The organism is Halobacterium jilantaiense (assembly GCF_900110535.1).
Lineage (GTDB): Archaea > Halobacteriota > Halobacteria > Halobacteriales > Halobacteriaceae > Halobacterium > Halobacterium jilantaiense.
The window spans coordinates 2,005,319-2,024,744 of record NZ_FOJA01000001.1 but is presented as its reverse complement, the minus strand read 5'-3'; the positions used below and the strand labels follow the sequence as shown (position 1 = coordinate 2,024,744).

At 68.0% G+C, this 19,426-nt stretch carries 21 protein-coding genes; 9 read left to right on the top strand and 12 right to left on the bottom strand.

From position 1 onward, the window contains the following. Positions 1 to 5: 5 nt before the first annotated feature. Genes BMW35_RS10385 through ahaH form a run of 6 tightly spaced genes read right to left on the bottom strand, consistent with a single transcriptional unit; the run spans position 6 to position 4,786 of the window. Positions 6 to 344 (bottom strand): V-type ATP synthase subunit F, encoded by a 339-nt coding sequence (locus BMW35_RS10385; RefSeq protein WP_089669373.1) that lies wholly within the window; start codon positions 342 to 344, stop codon positions 6 to 8. Then, positions 341 to 1,393, bottom strand: a complete 1,053-nt coding sequence (locus tag BMW35_RS10380; RefSeq protein WP_089669372.1) for a V-type ATP synthase subunit C — start codon at positions 1,391 to 1,393, stop codon at positions 341 to 343. Before BMW35_RS10380 ends, BMW35_RS10385 begins: the two co-directional genes overlap by 4 nt. Then, entirely contained in the window at positions 1,390 to 1,974 is a 585-nt protein-coding gene (locus BMW35_RS10375; protein WP_089669371.1) for a V-type ATP synthase subunit E, read from the bottom strand. Before BMW35_RS10375 ends, BMW35_RS10380 begins: the two co-directional genes overlap by 4 nt. A gap of 21 nt (positions 1,975 to 1,995) precedes the next feature. Beyond that, positions 1,996 to 2,256 (bottom strand): F0F1 ATP synthase subunit C, encoded by a 261-nt coding sequence (locus BMW35_RS10370; protein ID WP_089669370.1) that lies wholly within the window; start codon positions 2,254 to 2,256, stop codon positions 1,996 to 1,998. A gap of 12 nt (positions 2,257 to 2,268) precedes the next feature. After that, entirely contained in the window at positions 2,269 to 4,467 is a 2,199-nt protein-coding gene (locus BMW35_RS10365) for a V-type ATP synthase subunit I (protein WP_089669369.1), read from the bottom strand. Then, positions 4,454 to 4,786, bottom strand: coding sequence for an ATP synthase archaeal subunit H (gene ahaH, locus BMW35_RS10360; protein ID WP_089669368.1), 333 nt, complete (start codon positions 4,784 to 4,786; stop codon positions 4,454 to 4,456). The genes BMW35_RS10365 and ahaH overlap by 14 nt, the downstream gene beginning before the upstream one ends. Positions 4,787 to 4,887: 101 nt before the next feature. On the opposite strand from ahaH, the gene BMW35_RS10355 reads away from it, so the two are divergent. Further along, positions 4,888 to 5,520 (top strand): methyltransferase domain-containing protein, encoded by a 633-nt coding sequence (locus tag BMW35_RS10355; protein ID WP_089669367.1) that lies wholly within the window; start codon positions 4,888 to 4,890, stop codon positions 5,518 to 5,520. Between the two features lie 3 nt (positions 5,521 to 5,523). On the opposite strand, the gene BMW35_RS10350 is transcribed toward BMW35_RS10355, so the two are convergent. Further along, positions 5,524 to 5,997 (bottom strand): type IV pilin domain-containing protein, encoded by a 474-nt coding sequence (locus tag BMW35_RS10350; RefSeq protein WP_089669366.1) that lies wholly within the window; start codon positions 5,995 to 5,997, stop codon positions 5,524 to 5,526. Positions 5,998 to 6,070: 73 nt separating this feature from the next. Next, positions 6,071 to 7,300 (bottom strand): DUF7096 domain-containing protein, encoded by a 1,230-nt coding sequence (locus tag BMW35_RS10345; protein ID WP_089669365.1) that lies wholly within the window; start codon positions 7,298 to 7,300, stop codon positions 6,071 to 6,073. A 118-nt stretch (positions 7,301 to 7,418) separates the two neighbouring features. Between BMW35_RS10345 and BMW35_RS10340 the strand changes: the two genes are divergently transcribed. The 3 genes from BMW35_RS10340 to BMW35_RS10330 all read left to right on the top strand — a co-directional run bounded on the left by BMW35_RS10340 (position 7,419) and on the right by BMW35_RS10330 (position 10,428). Continuing rightward, entirely contained in the window at positions 7,419 to 8,597 is a 1,179-nt protein-coding gene (locus BMW35_RS10340) for a helix-turn-helix transcriptional regulator (protein WP_089669364.1), read from the top strand. Positions 8,598 to 8,662: 65 nt separating this feature from the next. Next, positions 8,663 to 9,463 carry an electron transfer flavoprotein subunit beta/FixA family protein gene (locus BMW35_RS10335; RefSeq protein ID WP_089669363.1) on the top strand — a complete coding sequence of 267 codons (801 nt, stop codon included), beginning with the start codon at positions 8,663 to 8,665 and terminating at the stop codon, positions 9,461 to 9,463. After that, positions 9,460 to 10,428, top strand: coding sequence for an electron transfer flavoprotein subunit alpha/FixB family protein (locus BMW35_RS10330; RefSeq protein WP_089669362.1), 969 nt, complete (start codon positions 9,460 to 9,462; stop codon positions 10,426 to 10,428). Before BMW35_RS10335 ends, BMW35_RS10330 begins: the two co-directional genes overlap by 4 nt. A 257-nt stretch (positions 10,429 to 10,685) precedes the next feature. Here BMW35_RS10330 and BMW35_RS10325 read toward each other — a convergent pair whose 3' ends face one another. After that, a complete protein-coding gene (locus tag BMW35_RS10325; protein WP_143052186.1) occupies positions 10,686 to 11,495 on the bottom strand; it encodes a DNA polymerase sliding clamp in 810 nt (269 codons plus the stop codon). 150 nt (positions 11,496 to 11,645) lie between these two features. On the opposite strand from BMW35_RS10325, the gene BMW35_RS10320 reads away from it, so the two are divergent. Further along, the gene (locus BMW35_RS10320; RefSeq protein ID WP_089669360.1) at positions 11,646 to 12,212 is read left to right on the top strand and encodes a DUF8102 family protein; all 567 of its coding nucleotides are present in this window, start codon (positions 11,646 to 11,648) and stop codon (positions 12,210 to 12,212) included. On the opposite strand, the gene BMW35_RS10315 is transcribed toward BMW35_RS10320, so the two are convergent. Then, entirely contained in the window at positions 12,209 to 12,865 is a 657-nt protein-coding gene (locus BMW35_RS10315; protein ID WP_089669359.1) for a YbhB/YbcL family Raf kinase inhibitor-like protein, read from the bottom strand. The genes BMW35_RS10320 and BMW35_RS10315 overlap by 4 nt on opposite strands. A 102-nt stretch (positions 12,866 to 12,967) precedes the next feature. Here BMW35_RS10315 and BMW35_RS10310 point away from each other — a divergent pair, with 102 nt between their 5' ends. Then, complete coding sequence (locus BMW35_RS10310) at positions 12,968 to 13,867, top strand: polyprenyl synthetase family protein (RefSeq protein ID WP_089669358.1); 900 nt, start codon at positions 12,968 to 12,970, stop codon at positions 13,865 to 13,867. A 1-nt stretch (position 13,868) separates the two neighbouring features. On the opposite strand, the gene BMW35_RS10305 is transcribed toward BMW35_RS10310, so the two are convergent. After that, positions 13,869 to 14,966 carry a DUF373 family protein gene (locus tag BMW35_RS10305; RefSeq protein WP_089669357.1) on the bottom strand — a complete coding sequence of 366 codons (1,098 nt, stop codon included), beginning with the start codon at positions 14,964 to 14,966 and terminating at the stop codon, positions 13,869 to 13,871. A gap of 141 nt (positions 14,967 to 15,107) precedes the next feature. On the opposite strand from BMW35_RS10305, the gene BMW35_RS10300 reads away from it, so the two are divergent. The 3 genes from BMW35_RS10300 (at position 15,108) to BMW35_RS10290 (ending at position 17,315) form a co-directional block, all read left to right on the top strand. Further along, complete coding sequence (locus tag BMW35_RS10300) at positions 15,108 to 15,371, top strand: hypothetical protein (RefSeq protein WP_143052185.1); 264 nt, start codon at positions 15,108 to 15,110, stop codon at positions 15,369 to 15,371. Between the two features lie 114 nt (positions 15,372 to 15,485). Then, positions 15,486 to 16,481, top strand: coding sequence for a radical SAM protein (locus BMW35_RS10295; RefSeq protein WP_089669355.1), 996 nt, complete (start codon positions 15,486 to 15,488; stop codon positions 16,479 to 16,481). A 369-nt stretch (positions 16,482 to 16,850) separates the two neighbouring features. After that, positions 16,851 to 17,315, top strand: coding sequence for a TRAM domain-containing protein (locus BMW35_RS10290; RefSeq protein WP_089669354.1), 465 nt, complete (start codon positions 16,851 to 16,853; stop codon positions 17,313 to 17,315). Here the strand turns inward: BMW35_RS10290 and BMW35_RS10285 are convergent. Next, the gene (locus tag BMW35_RS10285; RefSeq protein WP_089669353.1) at positions 17,312 to 19,360 is read right to left on the bottom strand and encodes a hypothetical protein; all 2,049 of its coding nucleotides are present in this window, start codon (positions 19,358 to 19,360) and stop codon (positions 17,312 to 17,314) included. The two genes, BMW35_RS10290 and BMW35_RS10285, sit on opposite strands and share 4 nt — an antisense overlap. Between the last annotated feature and the right edge of the window lie 66 nt (positions 19,361 to 19,426).

Here is a 19,426-nt window from a genome sequence, read left to right as displayed (position 1 = left end):
CGAAGTTACTCACCTTCCTCCTCGTCGCCCATCAGGTCGATCCCGATGGCGCGCTTGATCTGGTCTCGAAGTCCGCTGCCGCCGGCGGCTCCGCCGCCGATGGTCACGAACGTCGGTTCCACGCTGGTCTCGACGGACTGCCGGACGGTCCGCGAGAGGTGGTCGAGGTCGTCGTCGTGCATCACGGCGATGCCGACGTCGTCGTCCTCGAGAACCGCCTCCACGGCACCGTCCAGCTGTTCGTCTTTCTCGTCCTGCGGGACGTTCTCGAACTTCCGAACGCCCGCCAGTCGGAACCCGGTGGTGAACTCCGGGCTGCCGACCACGGCGATCTCCTGGCTCATAGGATGACCAGCTCCTCCTGAATCTCGTCCTCGCTCAGGCCGGCCTCCCGACCGCGAGCGATGGCGCGAATGTTGTCTACTTCCCGTTCCTTCGCGAGCACGTACGCCAGTACCGGACAGACCGACAGCGGGTAGACGTACGAGAGGTGGTCCGAGTACTCCAAGAGCGCGCGGTCGAGCGCGTGCTCGAACCCGATGAGGCTGTCTGCCTCCTCGAGGTCGGTGAGCGCGGCCGAGAGCTCGTCGCCGTACCGGCTGTCCCGGACGCGGTCGACGAGGTCGGACTTCCGCTCGACGAGCGCGCCGAGTTCGGACGCGTCGAACAGCGTCCCGCCCTCGATGAAGTACTCCTCGGGGTCGACGGACGCCCCCGAGCGCGCCAGCCGCAGCGCGTTCCGAACGTTCCGGAAGTCGATCTCGGCGGTCAGGAACTCCGCGTACAGCGCCTGCGGACTGTCCTGATTCGTGACCCGCTTGGGCACGAGGTTCTCGTAGTACGCGCGGTCGACGGCGTTCTCCAGCGGGACGAGCGTCCCGGTCTCCTCGTAGTCCGCGAACGCGGACTCGAGGTACGGCTCGAACAGCGTCCCGTCGAGGGTCTCGACGACCGTCTCGATGGAGTCGGCGGCGACCAGACGGTCGAGGAGGTCGTCGCTGAACTCGCCGGCGTCGACGAAGTCAGTACGGATCTCCTCGGGGCTCGAATCGGAGTACAGCCCGCGGAACACCGTCTTCACGTTCCACGCGTCGAACTTCCGGAGGTACTTCACGACCTGCTCGTACAGCCGGCCGTCGCTCCAGCGGAGCAGCGAGTCGAACTCGAGCGCCAGCGTGTCGTTGAGCGCGTACTCCACGAGGTCGACGCCGCTGTACCGGGAACCGAGGCGGTTCACGGACTCCTCGTACGCGGTGTCCTCCATGAACCGCGCAATTTCGCCGGTGCCCATGCGCAGGAGCTTCCGGTACTCGTCGTCGCCGAACAGGCTGGCTCGGCGGTGGCGGACCCGGGCGACCACGTACTCGTAGTTGGCCGGTCCGGACGCGCTCATTGCTCCTCGTCGAACAGGCGGGCGCTGATTGCTTTCAGGTTGTTCTCCCAGACGTCCTCGAGGACCGAGTCGAACGTGTTGTTCACCCGGACCCGGGACGCGTCACTCTCTACGACCACGCCGCCGAGACAGTCGTACTCGCCGGCGTACTCGTAGCCGTCGTAGTCGTCGAGGATGTCGGAGAGGAGAGCCTCGTCGTCCGCGCGACCGAACACGCGGACGTCCTCGTCGCCGAACTCCGTGCTGGCGGCGTCGAGCAGCTCGCGGGTGAGCTCCTCGCGCTCGTCGCCGTCGATGGCCGCGATGCGGTCTTCGACGGTCGACCGGACCGACTGGAGCGCGTCTCGGCGCGCTTCGAGGCGCATCTGCTTGGCCTCGAGTTTCGCGCTGGAGAGCTTCTGCTCGCGCTCCTGCTCGATCTCGGCCTCGACGTCAGCCTCGGCTTCGGCGACGATCTCGTCGGCGTCGGCTTCCGCCTCTGCCACGATGTCGTCGGCGCGCTCTTCGGCGTCTGCACGAATCTCCTTCGCGCGCTCGCGGGCCTCGTCTCGGATATCCTCAACTACTGTTTCCAGACTCATAAGTGGAGACTGCGGGGGTGGTTAGAACGGGGTCGGGACGACGAAGACGACGACCAGCGCGAGGATGACGAGCGTCTCCGGGAGGACCGTCAGGATGAGGCCCGTACCGAAGAGGTCCTGGTCCTCGGCGATTGCGCCGACTGCGGCGGAACCGATACCTCGCTCCGCGTACCCGGCGGCGAGCGCGGCGAGGCCCACTGCGAGAGCGGCCGCGGACTTCGGCGTGATTGCGGGCATGTTACCTCCGGTCTGGGTCAGGATCGTCGACAAAGTTTCGAACATTTTTAATTTTACTTAGTCCTCAGTGGTGTAGTTGCGTGTGTAACCGAACGGGTTGTACTTCTCGCCACCGCCTTCATAAAACTTGTTAAAGAACTCCACGTATTCGAGGCGTAGCGTCTGTAAGCCGGCCGATGTGACCCCGAGCGCCAGCACCAGAAGGTGCCCGAGGACCAGCACGACGACACCGGCGAGGACGCCGCCCCAGCCCATGTGAATCAGGCCGGGGAACAGCGGCTCGTGTCCGTGTGCGCCACTGAATACCATGAAGTGCGTCTCGTGTTCGATTGTGGTGGTGAACAGCCCGAACATGTAGTCGATAGTCTCGGGGTTCTCCAGGTGCGTCTCGTACGCACCGAACACGAGGAGGTTCACGACGTACGCCATCCCCGCCTTCGCGAGCAGGACCGCGGCGATACGCGTGTAGGAGACGGTGTTGACGAGCGCGTAGGTCGGGCTCTCGAGGAACCCGGCTGCGCCCTCGCCGATGGTGACCAGCACCAGTCCAGCGAGCGCCGCGACCAGAGCGACCTTGCCGACAATCGGCGGCAGCCCGCCGGCGATGCCGGGCACGAGGTCGACGACGCGGTACAGCAGTTCGGGGCGCGGGCCGCCACCGGACTGCATGTGCGTGCTGAACAGCCAGGTACCGACACCCAGCATCAGCAGCATCTGGCCGCCGCTCTCGGTGATGGCGGTCTTCACGCCGTGCGAGCGGGACTCGTTGACGAGCCCGAACACGTACCCGATGGCGAGGTGCACGATACCGAACACGAGACTCGCCGCGAGCCAGAGTTCGGCGAACGCGCCGACGTGCAGCCCCTTCTTCAGGGGCGCGTCGGCCAGTCCGAGCGCACCGTGCCAGAGGTACTCCGTGACCAGATGGAGTCCGAATATCTCGCCGTACAGCACGCCGAACAGCGCCGTGAAGCCGCCGGCCCACATCGCGACGCCGCCGAGCTTCGTGATCATCTCGCTGTCGAAGCTGCGGTACAGCCAGAAGCCGATTGCCGTGTACAGGATACCGTACCCGAGGTCCCCGATCATGAACCCGTAGAACGCCGGGAACGTCAGGAACAGGATGACCGTCGGGTCGAGCTCCGTGTACTTCGGCCGGTTGATGACCTCGGTGAGCGACTCGAACGGCGTCACCGGGCCGGGGTTGTCCTGAACGACGGGCGGACTGTCGCTCTCGTCGAACTCGGCGCTCGTGCCGCCGTCGGTGGCGGCCTCGGCGTCGTGGTCCTCGGCCGGCGCGTGCTGGCCGTGGCCCGCGGGCTCGTAGTCCGCTCGCTCCAGTTCCTCGACCGCGGCGTGCTCGCCGACGGCCGCCCGCACCGACTCGTCGAACGCGTCGTACTCGTCGGACGGAATCCAGCCCTCGGCGACGAACGCGCGCTCGGTGCTGGCGAACTGCAGCGGCACCTCGGCCTTCTGGACGTCGATGGCGAGTTTCTCCTCGGCAGCGAGCAGGAAGCCCGCGTGCTCCTGACGGAACTCCGCGAGCTCGGCTTCGACGCGGTCGAGTTTCGTCTCGATGGTGTTCCGTTCGTCTCGGAGCTTCGCGACGTACTCGCCCGGACTCGCCTCGGCGTCCTCGGGCACTTCGATGCGCGTGAAGTCGACGCCGACGAGCGCGTCGTCGAGCGCCGTGTCGTCGTCGCCATCGGGGTAGACGAAGGCGGCGAGCGTGTCGTCGCCCGCGAAGACCTCGAACGCGTCGACGCGTTCGGACTCCGCGAGAGCGGCGCGAACGCTGTCTCCGTTACCCGTTCCGACGGCGACCTGAAGGGTCTCGTAGCCCTGCAGCAGGTCGAGGTCGACGCCGAGGTCCGCGAACGGCTCGACCTCGTCGATGCGCTCCTCGACGTCGCGGAGCTCGTCTTCGAGGTCGCCCCGCCGGTCGTCGAGTTCGTTCGCCTCGACGCGAATCTCCTCGAGTTCCTCCTCGAGTGCCTCGTCGGTGACGATGCGGGTCGGGCCCGCGTCGTCTCCGGAGACTTCGAGGATGGATTTCAGGGAGCGGACGGTGACGAGTTTCTCCGCGGCCTCGTCGGCACCCTCGAGGGGGTCGCCGTTGTCGAACCCCTCGATGCCGCCGTCGTAGTCCGAGAGGTGGACGAGGTCGAGGTCGTGGATGGCCTCGATGACATCGCCCAGCACGCGCTGGGAGCCCGCCACCGAGACCTTGCTCATCTGCTCAGGTCTGAGCATGTACCGCCTCCGTGAACCGTTCGAGCGCGAACTCGACCGCCTCGTCCTCGCTGGCTTCGGCTTCGGCGACGAGTTCCTCGCGTTCCGCCTCGCCGTCCTCGAGGAGGTCGCTGCGCTCGGCCTCGATGTCTTCTCGAGCCGTCTCGAGTCGTTCGTCTCTCAGTTCGCGGGCCTCCTGCTCCGCCTCGCTGCGGATTTCATCGGCCCGCGACCGGGCTTCGGAGAGCCGCTGCTCGCGGTCCTCCTCCGCCTCGGCCACGATGTCGTCGGCGTCAGACTCTGCCGATTTGATGTCGTCGAGAACCTCTGGCCTTGGCATACGCTCTAACCAGCCGGGAGTTAGCCTACGGGCTATATGGTAGTTGCGAAGTTCCGGGGCCATCGGAAGCTATTATGCGTGTTCAGGCCAACATTCGGCCGATGGGAGTCCTCGAAGACAAGTCGCGGGCCCGGACGTTCTACAAGTACCTCTCGAAGGTGTACGACCGCGTCAACACGTTCATCTGGACCGAGGAGATGCGCGCCGAGGCGCTGTCGATGCTGGACATCGACGCCGACGACCGCGTGCTGGACGTGGGCTGCGGCACGGGCTTCGGGACCGAGGGGCTACTCCAGCACACCGAGCACGTCTACGGGCTCGACCAGAGCCCTCACCAGCTGGAGAAAGCGTGGGCGAAACTCGGCAAACGCGACCCCGTCGCTTTCCACTTCGGAGACGCCGAGCGGCTGCCGTTCAAGGACGACAGCTTCGACCTCGTGTGGTCGTCGGGGTCCATCGAGTACTGGCCGCATCCCGTCGAGGGCCTGCGGGAGATTCGGCGCGTGGCGAAGCCGGGCAGCCAGGTCCTCGTGGTCGGCCCGGACTATCCGACATCGACCGTCTTCCAGAAGCTCGCCGACGCGATCATGCTGTTCTACGACGAGGCGGAGGCCGACCGGATGTTCCGCGAGGCCGGCTTCGAGGACATCGAGCACCGCGTGCTCCGGAAGAACGAGAGCAGTCCGCCTGCAATCGTCTCGGTCGCGCGAGCGCCGGAGCGCGACGAGGGCTGACCGCTACTCGCCGGTGCTCTGTTCGGCTTCGACGGTCGTTTCGGCCGCGCCGAGCAGCTGACCGCGCACTCTGAGTTCGACGCGAACCGTCTCTCCGGCGGCCGGAACTGGGTCGTTCGTGCCCGCGATTCGGACGGTCACGGTCTCGCCGACCCGCCAGTCCGCGCTGCTCGCGGCGTTGAACGCGCCGGTCGGACCGCTAACGAACCCCGACGCGGAGAAGAACGGCACCGGCGGCTGGCGGGCGAGTGGCTCCCCGTCGACCGCGATTCGGACGTCGAGCGAGTCGGGGTCGACCGGTGGCCCCGACAGCAGCGTCAGCGCGACCGTGCCGTCGCTGGACGCGGTTGCTGTGACACCGCGGCGCTCCGGCGGCTCACCGGGCAGCGACGGGACGAACGCGAAGACGCCGGCAGCGGCGACGACGGTGACGGCGACCAGCAGAACGGCCGCGACCGGAGCGTAGGCGCGAGCCACGGGCCGCTGTGGTTCCGGCTTCGGTCAAGAACTCTCGGACCGTGGCGGGCAGTCGCAGGCGGCCGCGGCGAGGTTACGTCTCGCCGACGGTCACGTTCCCGGTCGTCTGCTCGGTGGGCGGCTGCGGGTTCGCGACGACGGTGGCGTTCAGCGTCTCCCCGTCGACCTCGACGGACACCTCGTACTCGCCGCCGGGGCTGATGGCCCACAGCTCGCCGTCCTCGCCGGTCGCACCGACCTCGGACCCGGCGAGGGTGACGGGCGCCGCGATGCCGCCGCCGGTTGCGTTCTCCACGCGGACGTTCACCGGGCCGCCAGTGTACGTCCGGGAGACCAGCAGCGTGGCGTTGTTCCCGCTCGTCGAGGACTCGTAGGACACGGGCATCCGGTCGAGGCGCTTCCGTTGACGCTCGACGTAGACGCGGTCTGTCGAGACATCGCTGTAGACCTCCAGTTCACCGTGGCTGTGGCCCGTGGAGAACAGGACCGCGTAGTTCCCCATCGTCGTGTACGACGCCCCCTGAGAGTTGTTCGCCACCCAGGGGTAGGTCTCCTGGATGAAGGCGATCGGGTCGCCGTAGGCCGCCAGTTCCTCGTCGAGGTTGTCGGGGCGGTACGTCTCCCGGACGTACGTGGTGCCGTTCAGTGTCGACAGCATCACGCCGTCGCCGACGGTCACGTGGATTCTTGCGCGCTCGCGGTCGCCCTGCACGGCTGCGGTGGCGCGCTCCCGGACCGGACCGAGCACGGACTGCAGGCGGGCGCGCGTTCGACTGATGGGACTCTTCTGGTCGGCTAGCGTGTACAGCGCGCGCTGGCTGGACTTGTCGCCGAGGTACCGCTCCAGGCTGCTCGCGGCTGCGTGGACCGCGCCGACCGTGGTGAGGTACTCGCTCCCGGTGATGTCGCCGGCCGCGTACGCGTTCCGGGCCTCCCGCTCGCGCTCGATGAGGGCGGTCGTCCGGTTCGTGGCCCACTCGACCTCCCGCTGGATGAGGGCGCTGCGCTTCGCTCCGGAGTCGACGCCCTCGAGTTGGCTCTCGAGGCGTTCCAGCCGGTAGGTGGTCGTCAGTCCCTGGTGACCGGCGTCGACCGACTGCGTGACGGTCAGGTTGGGGCTGTCGAAGCCGGCGGCGTCGGCGCGCGTGAGGAGGAGGACACGGCTCGTGTTCTCGGAGACGCCAACGGTCGGGTCGTCGCCGGGCTGGGCCGGTGCGGAGAGCGCGCCCGTCGCGGCGAGCCCGGTCGCCGCGGTGGCGACGACGAGCACGAGGGCGGCGAGGGCAGGGCGGACGCGGGACATGGGCGACCGTTCGGGAGGGGTGGTCAAAAACGATGTGGAGCGTTCTCTCGCCGTGTTCGAGCCAGGCGTGTCGCTCGGATGGAAAGTACTTTGCCCGAGCGTCGTTCAGTCACGGTGTATGCGGCAGGCCGCCCTCCTCGTCGCCCTCGCGTGTCTGGTCGTCGCGCCGCTCGCCGGTGCCGGCGCTGTCGGTCAGGCGGTCGCGCCCAGCGCGGGGGCTCCCGCGACGCCCGCTACCGTTGCGGACAGTCCGGAGCCACAGCTCCAGGACCGCGCGCTCGAAGAGGAGGGCGTCCACTTCGCCGTCCAGCTCGAGGAGGACGGTGACGCCAGGTGGAACGTCTCTGCGACGTACCACTTGGAGACCGAGAACGACACCGCTGCCTTCGACCGCCTCGCGGCGGCGTTCAAGGCCGGTGAGACGGACGGCGACTTCTCGGTGGACGTGTTCCGGGCGGCAGCGCCGGAAGTGAGCGACCGTGTCGACCGGTCGATGGAAGTGACTGACGCGCGGCGGACGGCCACGACGGTAGACCACGGAAACAACTCTACTGGCGTACTCTCCCTGCAGTTCACGTGGACGGACTTCGCGGCGGTGAACAACGAGACGCTGGCCGTGGACGGCTTCTCCGGCGGGTGGTTCGGGGACCTCCGAGACGGCCAGACATTGAGCATCCGGCAGCCCGACGGCTACGGCACGGAGAACGTCAGCCCGGAGACGAACGTCGTCGGCGGTGCCTACCAGTGGGAGGGACCGAAGACGTTCGAGCGCGGGCAGCCGTCACTCGTGTTCACCACTGGGCCGACCATCGGTGGCGACGACTTCCCTGTGGTCGCCGTGGGAGGCCTCTTGGCTGTCGTCGGCGTGGTCGTAGTCTGGAGGTACCTTCGGCGCGACGGCGAACCGGCCAGTGACGGCGAGCCCGATAGCAAGGTCCCGAACCCGGAGCGCGAAACAGAGCGCGAGCCGAAGCCGTCGACGGACCCCGTCGACGAGTCGGCCGCCAGTACAAGCGGTGGCTCGGCTGCCGGAGCGGACGCAGATGGCTCGGACACTGAGTCGGCGGCCGGCGGCGTCGACCCGGAGCTGTTGAGCGACGAGGAGCGCGTCGAGCGCCTGCTGGCGGAGAACGGCGGCCGGATGAAGCAGTCGAAGATCGTCGAGGAGACCCGATGGTCGACGGCGAAGGTCTCCCAGTTGCTGTCCTCGATGGACGAGGCCGACCGGGTCGAGAAGCTCCGCATCGGCCGCGAGAATCTCATCTCGCTGCCGGGAGAGGGCTTCGAGGACGAATAAAACTCCGGGCGGTCCGCCATCTGTTCCGAAAACGTTTACCCCCGGGAAGCGCGATTTTCGGGGTGATGAAGGTTCTCGTCACCGTCAAAGAGGTGGCCGCAGTGGAGGACGACTTCGAGATCTCGGGGACCGAGATCGAGAGCACGTACCTCGACTACGACCTCAACGAGTGGGACGACTACGCCGTCGAGGAGGGCGTCCAGCTGGCGGAGGCCGGCGACGACGTGGAGGTCGTCGCGGTCACCATCGGCCCGGAGCGCTCCGAGGAGACCATCCGGATGGCGCTCGCGAAGGGTGCCGACCGCGCGGTCCGAGTCTGGGACGACGCCATCGAGGATGTCGAACTCCTGGATGTGGAGACGAAGGCCCAGCTGCTGGCGGCCGTCGTCGAGGAGGAGGACCCCGATATCGTACTCTCCGGGGTGCAGGCAAACGACGACAGCTTCGGTGCGACCGGCGTGGCGCTCGCCGAGGAGCTCGACTTCCAGTGGGCGGCGGTCGTGAACGCGCTGGACACCGAGAAGGTCCTCGACGAGGGCGTCGCGTCCGTGCGCCGCGAACTCGAGGGCGGTGTCGAGGAGCTCACCGACGTGGAGCTCCCGGCCGTGCTCACTATCCAGACGGGCATCAACGAGCCCCGGTACGCGAGCCTGCGGGGCATCCGGCAGGCGCAGTCGAAGGAGATTGCGCCGAAGAGCCTCGACGACCTCGGGCTGGACGCGGGCGTCGTCGAGTCCAGTCTCGACGTGACGGCGATGTACGAGCCGGAGACCGAGAGCGACGCCGAGTACATCGAGGGCGACGCCGGCGAGCAGGCCGGGCAGCTCGCTGACGTGCTCCGCGACAAGGGGGTGGTCGGCGAATGACCGTACTCGCCGTCGCCGACCACCGCCGCGGTGACCTCCGCGACGTGAGCTTCGAGCTGCTGACCGCGGGCCGCGAACTCGCGGACGCCGCCGGCACCGACCTGCACGCGGCCGTTGTCTCCGGGGACACGGAGTCGTTCGCCGAGGACCTGAACCGCGAGGGCGTCGACCACGTGCACGCCGTCGAGCACGGTGAGGAGTTCAACCACGACGTCTACGCGCAGGCCGTCGAGGCGCTCGCAGACGACCTCGACGCCGAGTTCGTCCTCGTGCCGAACAGCGTGAACGGCCTGGATTACGCGCCGGCCGTCGCCACCCGGACCGGCCGGACGTACGTCTCGGACGCCATCGACCTGGCGTACGACGGCGCGCTGGAAGTCACGCGCGAGATGTACGGCTCGAAGGTCGAGACGACCGTCGAGGTCACTGACGGGCCGTTCGTCGTCTCCATTCGAGGGGCCGAGTGGCCGGCCGCCGAGGGCGTCGGCGACGCCGAGGTCTCGACGTTCGACGTCGACGTCGACGAAGACGCCGTCGGCTCCACCGTGAAGGGCTTCGAGGAGGTCGGCGGCGGCGACGTCGACATCGCCGACGCGAACTTCCTCGTCTCCATCGGCCGCGGCATCGAGGAGGAGGAGAACCTCGAACTGGTCGAGGCGCTCGCCGAGACGACTGGCGCGACCCTCTCGTCCTCGCGTCCCATCGTGGACAACGGCTGGCTCCCGAAGAACCGGCAGGTCGGTCAGTCCGGCAAGCAGGTGACGCCGGACGTCTACCTCGCCATCGGCATCTCTGGCGCGGTCCAGCACGTCGCCGGGATGAAGGGTGCCGACACCATCATCGCCATCAACACGGACCCGAACGCGCCCATCTACGACATCGCCGACTACGGCATCGTCGGCGACCTCTTCGACGTCGTGCCCGCGCTCATCGAGGAGTTCGGCGGCGAACCGCCGAGCGTCTGAGGAAGATTGCATCCGCGGCCGCAGGCCGCGGTTCACTCGCCCGAGCGGCGAGGTCCGGAGGACCTCGGAAGACGCGAACGGTGAAACCGTGAGCACTGCGAGGGCGAGGAGTTTTTAGCGTAGCTTTTTGCGCCGAGCGGTGCGCGGAGCGCACCCGAGGCCGAAAAAGGTACTCGCAGGAGTTCGGCGGCGAACCGCCGAGCATCTGAGGCGTACGGAACACCGTTCTCTCGTTTTTCCAGCCGAGCAGCGCCTGCTCAGGCGCGCGTCATCCGCGGGGAGACGACGAACGCGACGCGGCCGTCGCCGTCGGCGACGTCGAAGGCGGCCTCGATGGGTGCTTCGTCACCGAACCGGAGGTCGACGGGTCGGTCGCCGGGCGTGGCACTGGTGACCGACGCGAGGTACTGCAGCGAGAACAGTGACTCGACGGGCTCTGGGGCGTCGAGTGCTGCGCAGTCCGCCGCCGGGAACTCGATTTCGACCGAGTCGGTGTCGCCGTCGGCGCGGACGTGGAGGTGGTCGTCCTCGGCTCCGAGCGCGAGGTGGTCGGCGACCATGTCGGCGGCGTCGACGGCGCGGGCGAGGCTGGCACCGTCTAGTGTTGCCGACGACGCGTACTGGTCGGCCAGATCGACGCGGTCCGGCGGCGACCGGATGGCCTCGGGGTCGACGAGCGCGAGCGAGTAGGCGAGCTCGCCGACCTGCACGTGGAGGTGGCGGGTCTCGGCGTCGAACGCGAGTTCGACCGGCTGGCCCGCGTCGGCGATGCCGACGACGTCCCGAAGGCGCTCCAGTGGAACGCCGAGGCGTCGGTCCGTGTCGACGTCGAAGGCGTCGAAGGCGTCGGCGTCGAGGTCCAGGGAGACCATCGCGACGGTCGCGGGGTCCATCGCCTCGACGCTGACGCCGTCTTCGCCGACGGCGAGGACACACTCGTCGACGATGGCGCCGAGCGCGTCGAGCGCCGTCGTGAGGACGTCCGGGTCGGCGACCACCGAGACGGCGGGGTCGCGGGGTGGCTGTACACGTCGGGTCGTGTCGTCGGTGGTGGTCTGCTGGGTCATGGTGGGGTGGCGGCCGGCCGGGGCCGGGCTCGCTCGTGCCAACCGCCAGCCGGAACACACCGATAAGCGTTGCCCCGGTGAATCGGAAAAATAATCGGAATTGAGTTATCTATATATTTCTGTTTTTGTAATCGTAATCCAGAACTAGTTATGCCAGGGTCGGGAGAGCGCGGTCGGGGCGTGCTGTCGCCGGCGGACCGCGAGTACCTGCGTGGCGAGCGCGACCTGTCCAGCGTACAGGCCGAACGGAACGCCCGAGCGCGCATCAGGGAACGCGTCTACGACGCCCTGCTGGACTTCGAACTGCTGGTCGAACACCTCGAAGACCGGGACCGCGAACTGGTGTTCGGGAAGCGCGCGAGCGACGCCGACGGCACGGAGGCGTTCGACGCGTTCGTGTCGACGCTGGCGTTCCTCTACCGCGGCGTCGAGGAGACCGACCTGGATTTCGAGACAGTGCTCCGAGAGGGCGTGAACCTCGCGGAGGCGGGCAACGACCGAGCCGCCACAATCGACTACGACGTGACGTTCCACGCGCTCGACGCCGACCACCTCCGGGAAAAGGTCGATTCCGGGGAGTCGCTGTCGCTGCCCGAGATAGCCTACCTCTACGAGAGCGACGACGTGACACGCGACGAACTCGCGGACCTGCTCGGTGAGTCCCGGGCCGACGGTGTCGAGGACGGCCGCGTGCAGGCCGAGGTCACAGACTTCTAGGGCGCGTACATCCCCACCAGTTGGGTCGACGCGAGCACGTGGTCCCGCATGGCGTCACCGACATCGCGCTTCGAGGCGTCCGTGGGGATGTCGAGGCTGGTGTCGAGCGCGTACAGTTTGAAGCGGTACTTGTGTTCCCCGTCCGGCGGCGCGGGCCCGCCGTACCCGCGCTCGCCGAAGTCGTTGACCCCCTCTGTGGCCTGCTCGGGGGTCCAGTCCTCGGGTATCTCGGTCCGCGTCGCGGGCACGTTCCAGACGAGCCAGTGCAGCCACACCTCGCCGGCCGGTTCGACGGCGTCGGGGTCGTCGACGACGAGCACGAGCGTCTCCGCGCCGTCGGGCACACCGGAGACTGACAGCGGCGGATTGACGTCGGCGTCGTCCCGCCCGTACGTCCGGGGGATGGGCTGGCCGTCGTCGAACGCCGGGCTGGACAGCGCGAGGTCCCCGACCTGCTCGGCGTCGCCGACCACCGGGTTCTCCTCGGTCGCTTCGTCCGAGTTCTCGCCAGTGTTCGTGGTCGATTTCGGGGCGGTGTCGCCTCCGTCGCCACCACCGGTGTACCCGCCGAGGTCGCTGCAACCGGCGGCGAGAACGACGGCTGCGCTGCCGGCGACCGACAGCACGTAGCGGCGGGTCGAACGGTTCGCCATACGCGGTACTTCGTGCTCGTGGTCGATGAATGTGAGGGCAACCACCGGCGGAACCAGCGTGTCCCGTCAGGTACTTGACCGGGAAACCCCGAATCGGGTGTGATGGAGTACGTCGAGGCGCGCCGGGCCGCCATCGAGGACCGCATCGCCGAGGCGGTCGGCACCGTCGAGCCGACCGAACTCGGCGACCAGCTCGAACACGTGGTGCTCGCGGGCGGGAAGCGCGTCCGACCGACGCTCACCGTCCTCGTCTGCGAGGCCGCCGGGGGCGACGTCTGGGAGGGCGGCGACGACGCCGACGCGAGCCAGCAGCCGGTGCTGGCGGCGGACGGCGAGGACGCTCTGGACTACGCCGTCGGCATCGAGCTCGTCCACAACGCCTCGCTGGTCGTCGACGACATCATCGACCAGTCAGAGGTCCGCCGGGGCTCGGCGAGCGCGTGGGCGGAGTACGGCTACGGGCCGGGGCTGGTCGCCTCCGACGGCCTGCTCGGCGAGGCGTTCGCGCTGTTCTCCCGGGACCCCCGGGCGATGGAGTGTGTCACGGACTCGCTGGTGGAACTCGGCGAGGGCGAAGCCATCGAACTCGTCGACCGGCCGGAGAACGAGCGAGAGTACATGGAGCTCGCGCGACGGAAGACCGGCGCGCTGTTCCGCGCGGCCGCAGAGCTCGGCGCTATCGCCGCGGACGCCGACGGACGCACCGTCGAGACCCTCGGCGAGTACGCCGAACGCGTCGGAGTCGCCTTCCAGATTCGGGACGACGTGCTGGACGCGACCGCCGACAGCGAGGCGCTCGGGAAGCCGGCGGGCATCGACGAGGAGATGGACCGGCCGAGCATCGTGCGCGTCACCGACCGGTCACCCGAGGAACTGAACGGATTGGCGCGCGAAGAGTCGGACCGCGCGCTCGCTGCGCTCGCTGACCTCGACCTGCCGGCGGGCGAAGCCAAAGACTACCTGGAGTACCTCGCGGAGTTCGTCGTCGAGCGGGACGCCTGAGTCAGGCGGCGTCGGCGTCCGCGTCTGAGCCGCCACGCCACGACTCGACGACGGCGAACGCGAGCGTCGACAGCACGCTCACCAGCGTGCCGGCCGTCAGCACCGCGGCGAGTTCGGTGAGCGTGACGTAGTCGAGGAAGAACGCCGACAGCATGTGCAGGACTGCGGCGATGGAGAGCACGTAGAACGGCGCGTTCAGGTACCGCCACCGGAAGCGTTCGGCGAGGTACTCGTCCGTCACCTGGCCGAGGCTGGTGGTGAGGCCGGCGGCCGCGAACCACCGGACTGCGCCGTACGTGAGCGCCGCCACGACCGTCGACGGGCCGAGGTCGACGCCGGTCTGGGCGCGCACGGCCTCCAGTTGGCCGACGCCCTCGACGCCGCCGATGACGAGCAGCGCGGCCGCGACGACGTACGTGATGAGAGTCACGCGGCCCGTGTAGAGGCTCTCCCGCACCCGGCCGACGGCCTGGTCGACGACGCGCTCCAGGCCCAGTCCCCGGAAGAGCGCGTAGAGCCCGACCGCCGCGGAGGAGACGCCGAGGACGGCCCCGGGTAGTCCGAGCACGTCCGCGAGCACCGCCAGCGGGTAGATGAGCAGGAGGATGCCAAGCGGCACCAGAATCGTTCCCCGCGTCTCGGGGTCGTTCATCACCTGCTTGAGCGTGTAGTACATCGACTCCAGGTCCTGTGCCTGCCGGACGACGACGCGCTTGACCGCCTCGATTGGGACCCGCGAGCGGATGACGGGCACCACGGACTCGTCCTGTGCGCCGTCCGTCACGACCACCGCATTCACGGGGTCGTCCGTCGACAGCCCGGCGAGCACCTCGTCGACCTCCCGGCCGACCTTGCGGTTGGCGGCGACGTCGCCGCGTTCGACGCCCGTCACCGCCGCCACCTCTACGTCCTCCTCGGTGCTGTACTGGTCGTAGAGGTGGACGCCCTCGAAGAGGACGTTCACGTCGCTGTCTTCGGGGTCGGCTTCGGCCAGCGACACCGCAGCGTGTTCGACCTCGTTGCGGCCGACCACGGGCGTCGGCACGCCGGTTTTCCGCCCGAGGTCGTCGTCGAGGTCCACGCAGAGGACCAGCAGCATCTGTCGGCACGTAGGCGACAGTGGTATATTTGCTTTCGGGAGCCCGCACGTCGTCGGGGGGGAGGGGTCGGGGTAGCACCGGCTTACCGGCTCCTCGGGTCGCCGTAACGGTCATTAGGGGCTCGTCCACTACCGGGTAGTGTGACTCGTTCCCCGTCGTTCGCGGCGATGTTCCGCGCGTTCCCGCGGCGCACTCTCGTACTGTCGGTCGTCCCGGTTCTGGTCGCCGTCTTCCAGTCGGTGAACGTCGTCGTCAACGACCTCTCACTGGCGTACGGGTCGGCGTTCGTGCTCGTGATGCTCGCGGCCTCGGTCGTCGTGACGCGTCAGGAGCTCGCGACGTTCCGGCGGCAGACAGTGGAAGCCGATGCCTTCGACCGGACTGCGCGACCGCAGGCCGAGTAAGCCCGACTTTCGGAGCACTCCGCGCGGTCGCGACCCGCGAGCAGCGCGCTCGGCGGCCTGCCGACCCCTTTCGCACGCTTTTTGAGTCTGCGAGCAGTACCAGTTGTTCAACGAATGATCTCCAAGGGCTGCGAGCAGTGCGCGGAAGGGGGGAAGATGGTCCTCTTCGTCTACGGGTACTGCGACCAGCGTGACTGCTTCTACTGTCCGCTCGGCGAGAACCGGAAGAACGTCCACCAGGTGTACGCCAACGAGCGCCCCGTCGAGTCCGAGGACGACATCGTGAAGGAGGCGAAGCTGATGGACGCGCTCGGGACCTCCATCACGGGCGGCGAGCCCCAGGAGGTACTCGACCGGACGTGTCGGTACCTCCGCAGGCTGAAAGACGAGTTCGGCGAGGACCACCACACACATCTCTACACGGGCATCACGGGCGGCCGCGAGAACATGCGGCGGCTGAGCGAGGCCGGCCTCGACGAGATTCGCTTCCACCCGCCGTACGAGCTGTGGGGCGACATGCACGGCACCGAGTGGGAGGAAATTCTGTACATCGCACGCGAGGAAGGTCTCACCCCGGCGTTCGAGATTCCGGGCATCCGCGCCGAGCAGGAGTTCCTCGACTTCCTCGACGAGGGCGCGGCGGACTTCTGCAACGTCAACGAGTTCGAGATGAGCGACGGGAACTACGAGCGCATGCAGGAGGCCGGCTACGAACTGCAGGAGGACCACATGAGCGCCGTCGACGGCTCGAAGGAGGCCATCCTCGAAGAAATGGCCGACCACGAGAAGGTGTACTTCTGTACGAGCGTCTTCAAGGACGCCGCCCAGCACCGCTCGCGGCTGAAGCGGATGGCGCGGAACGTCCGCCGGGAGTTCGACGAAATCACGGACGACGGTACGCTCGTCTACGGGAAGACCACCGTCGAACCGGAGCGCTTCCGCGCGCTCGGCGTCCCCGAGGAGTTCTACACCGTGAAGTCAGAGCACGTCGAGGTGGCGTGGTGGCTCCTCGAGGAGATGGTCGAGGACGGCGACATCGGCGAGGGCGAGATCGTCGAACAGTACCCGACGTACGACGGCCAGGTCGTCGAACGCACGCCGCTGGCGTAGCGGTTTTTAGCGTCCTGCCGAGCACCGCGAGGCAGGGCTCGGGAGAGCGTAGCTCTCTCGGCGTAGATTTTGCGGCGCGAACGAAGTGAGCGCCCCGAAAAGGTACACGCGTCAGGTCGTCGAACGCACGCCGCTGGCGTGGCGCGTTCGTGTTCTACCGGTCGGCAGTGCCCTGCTGAGTGCTATCCACAGTCGGGCTCGCAGGAACGCGCCGTCGTCGCGTTCCCGCTGGCAGCGACGCTCGGCGTGAACCGCGTCGCTCCGGTGAGCGGCCGACACCGACGGTGATAGCCGGCTCGGCTGCTGGCAGGGAACCCGCGGGAGTGGGCGTGCCGCAAGGGTTTAGACGGGTGGCCAGCAACGTGACGTATGGCCGACTGCCCCCTCGCCGACGAGTGCCCCAGCTTCCAGGAACAGATAGAGGGAATGGGGTGCCAGCACTACGGCGACCGCGGTGGGATGGAGTGGTGCCAGCACTACAGCCAGCCCATCTCCGACCTGAAGACGGCTCCCGTGGTGCCCGGTCAGGAGGTAGTCATCGAGGTCGACGACATGCACGAGAGCGGTGCGGGCGTCGGCCGGCAGGAGGACTCCGGGTTCATCGTGATGGTCGACGGCGTGCTGCCGCCGGCTCGCGTGAAAGCCGAGATTTCGAAGGTGAAGCCGAACTACGCCCGCGCCGACCTCATCGAGAAACTCCCCGAGAAGGACGACGAGGAAGACGAGGAGGACGCCGAGGAGGCGGACGAGGAGGCGGAAAGCGACGAGGACGATGAGGACGACGAAGGCGGAATGGAGCGGCTCGGCAGCCGCGATAACTTCTGGGGCAACTAGGCGTCGAAGTCGTCGAGTGAGAGGTCCGTATTGAGAACGAGGCTACCGTCGAGTAGGGTAGCCACTGTATCTTCTTCGAAGTGGAGAGCGAGCTGCTCTCGCGAGAAGTCGGCGGAGACTCCTCTCGCCGAGAGCAGGTGATTTCCGGTTTCTGGATGGTGGAGCGTCATGTGTCCGCCAAGACTGTTCTCGCCAGAAGGGTACGCGTACGCCGTGCTCGGGAACGAATCAACACTCGCTGTTCCCCTGTCGACGTCGAACGAATTGACGAGTCCGAAACTGGAGGTCGAACGGCGGAGTGTGAGCATTGGGTCGCCGAGCACCGTGTACCGACTAGTGTCGGTTCCAGTTCGGTCCAGCGTATCGAGGACACCGTACAGTGGGACGCCGGTGTCTAGCAGCATCGTCGCCTGCTGTCCGATCCGGCCGGCGTTCTCGTCGTCGACGTCGTCGACCGTGACGATACCTCCGGCCGCGCCGGCCGTCAGCAGTGCGAACCCCTGCTCGTAGGACCGACACCCGTTCAGGAAGAACGCGCCCACGCCCGTCGTCGGCAGCGTCCGCACGTCCAGTTCCCCGTCCGGACACACCATCCCCCGCTCCGTGACGTGGCCCACGAAGTGCAGGAAGTCCGTCTCCGACAGCAGCGCCTCCTGTAACTCCGCCGTCGTCAGCGAGTGCGACACTCGAACGTTCGTCTCGGCCGTCGGGTGGTTCCCGTACGCGAGTTCGTCCGGTGCGTCGATGCGCTGGTCGTTGTAGACGACGTGGACGTCGAGAGGCGCGTCGCCAGACGGCCACTCGAATCCCCGCCGGAACGACCCCACAGTGGGGTTTGCAGCCTCCACCGCGAACCCCTCGCCGACCCACGCGTGCCCCGGCGTGTCGACGGGGTCGGGGACGACGACGTCCGCCGTCGCTTCCGTGGTCTGTCCGAGCGAGCGGGCGAGGGCGTCCGGGTCCGGCGCTCGTTGGGCTGGTTCGGGTGTCGGCGGTGGACTTCGAACGATGGCGAGTTCGTCGACGAGGTAGGGGAGCGACGTGGCGTACCGGGGTTCGGGCGCGACGTCTGCGGTGAGGTGCCAGCCCACCAGCCCAGTCGTCGCCGACCGTGGTACGTCCAGATAGGCCGCGGTGCGCTCGTCGAGCGGGCGGTCGAACAGCGCCTCGTGGTCCAGGTCCACGCGCTTCTCCAGCTGTTCGGCCTGCTCGTGGCGGAACGGGTAGACGCCGACTGTCCGGACGACGCCGTCGAGGACGAAGCAGTGCTCCAGGCACGCTGCCACCTCGCTGGCGAGGGCGTCCGGGTCGAACTCGCGGGTCGCGCCGGCCGCCCGCAGCCGCGGCTCGGCTCCGGGTTCGACGGTGGCACCGAGGTAGTACGCCAGCGGCGCCACCGTGAAAATCGGACCGTACTCCGGCGGCACCTCGATGGTGACGCCAGTCTCCGGTGGTGCTACTGCGTCGGGCACAGCCAGACTCGTCCCGAGTTCGATTGCCGGTGGATGGCCGCGGAGCGTCGGCCACGACCGGTCCGGCGACTGCGTCTTCAGCGCCGACCCGAACGTCGACACCGCCGCCATCACGTCCCGCGGGTCCTCCGTCGTCCGCACCGTCGCCGCGGGCCGCTCGTGGTGTGAACGCACGCCCACCACCAATCGCGCCGCGGGGTCGATATCCAGCACAGTGTGGTCGTCCTCGAATCGACCGCGGACAGCGGCGTCGTGCACTTTCACGTACGTCTTCGCGCCCGGCGGCGACGCGTCTATCTCGTACGTCCCCGAGTCGAGCCACTCGCTCGACCCACCGTCCTCCGTTCGGTGGACGACTTCTCCGTCTTCGAGGAAGACGGCCGGACGGTAGACGGGGAAATGGAGCTCGCCGGCGTCGATGGCGACGGCGGCGTCGACGGGGCTGGTGAACTCGTCGACGGACGCCTCCTCGGGAGCGAGTTCGCGGTCGGCGCGCAGCGTGAACTGCTCGCTCTCGGTCGTATCTCGAACGCGCAGACTGCGGCCGTCGACTGTTGCGAACTGTATCGTCACGATGTCTCCGTGGGCGACTCTCTCGGGAGTAGTCGCCGTCGAACGTATAAGCGTTGTTAGGTGTGT

Bases quoted from the DNA above. Each gene is read 5' to 3' on its own strand.
- BMW35_RS10380 (WP_089669372.1), bottom strand. From the start codon at position 1,393: ATGAGCGCGTCCGGACCGGCCAACTACGAGTACGTGGTCGCCCGGGTC.
- BMW35_RS10385 (WP_089669373.1), bottom strand. From the start codon at position 344: ATGAGCCAGGAGATCGCCGTGGTCGGCAGCCCGGAGTTCACCACCGGG.
- BMW35_RS10295 (WP_089669355.1), top strand. From the start codon at position 15,486: ATGATCTCCAAGGGCTGCGAGCAGTGCGCGGAAGGGGGGAAGATGGTC.
- ahaH (WP_089669368.1), bottom strand. From the start codon at position 4,786: ATGCCAAGGCCAGAGGTTCTCGACGACATCAAATCGGCAGAGTCTGAC.
- BMW35_RS10315 (WP_089669359.1), bottom strand. From the start codon at position 12,865: ATGGCGAACCGTTCGACCCGCCGCTACGTGCTGTCGGTCGCCGGCAGC.
- BMW35_RS10340 (WP_089669364.1), top strand. From the start codon at position 7,419: ATGCGGCAGGCCGCCCTCCTCGTCGCCCTCGCGTGTCTGGTCGTCGCG.
- BMW35_RS10320 (WP_089669360.1), top strand. From the start codon at position 11,646: ATGCCAGGGTCGGGAGAGCGCGGTCGGGGCGTGCTGTCGCCGGCGGAC.
- BMW35_RS10365 (WP_089669369.1), bottom strand. From the start codon at position 4,467: ATGCTCAGACCTGAGCAGATGAGCAAGGTCTCGGTGGCGGGCTCCCAG.
- BMW35_RS10375 (WP_089669371.1), bottom strand. From the start codon at position 1,974: ATGAGTCTGGAAACAGTAGTTGAGGATATCCGAGACGAGGCCCGCGAG.
- BMW35_RS10370 (WP_089669370.1), bottom strand. From the start codon at position 2,256: ATGTTCGAAACTTTGTCGACGATCCTGACCCAGACCGGAGGTAACATG.
- BMW35_RS10305 (WP_089669357.1), bottom strand. From the start codon at position 14,966: ATGCTGCTGGTCCTCTGCGTGGACCTCGACGACGACCTCGGGCGGAAA.
- BMW35_RS10355 (WP_089669367.1), top strand. From the start codon at position 4,888: ATGGGAGTCCTCGAAGACAAGTCGCGGGCCCGGACGTTCTACAAGTAC.
- BMW35_RS10310 (WP_089669358.1), top strand. From the start codon at position 12,968: ATGGAGTACGTCGAGGCGCGCCGGGCCGCCATCGAGGACCGCATCGCC.
- BMW35_RS10325 (WP_143052186.1), bottom strand. From the start codon at position 11,495: ATGACCCAGCAGACCACCACCGACGACACGACCCGACGTGTACAGCCA.
- BMW35_RS10345 (WP_089669365.1), bottom strand. From the start codon at position 7,300: ATGTCCCGCGTCCGCCCTGCCCTCGCCGCCCTCGTGCTCGTCGTCGCC.
- BMW35_RS10290 (WP_089669354.1), top strand. From the start codon at position 16,851: ATGGCCGACTGCCCCCTCGCCGACGAGTGCCCCAGCTTCCAGGAACAG.
- BMW35_RS10330 (WP_089669362.1), top strand. From the start codon at position 9,460: ATGACCGTACTCGCCGTCGCCGACCACCGCCGCGGTGACCTCCGCGAC.
- BMW35_RS10335 (WP_089669363.1), top strand. From the start codon at position 8,663: ATGAAGGTTCTCGTCACCGTCAAAGAGGTGGCCGCAGTGGAGGACGAC.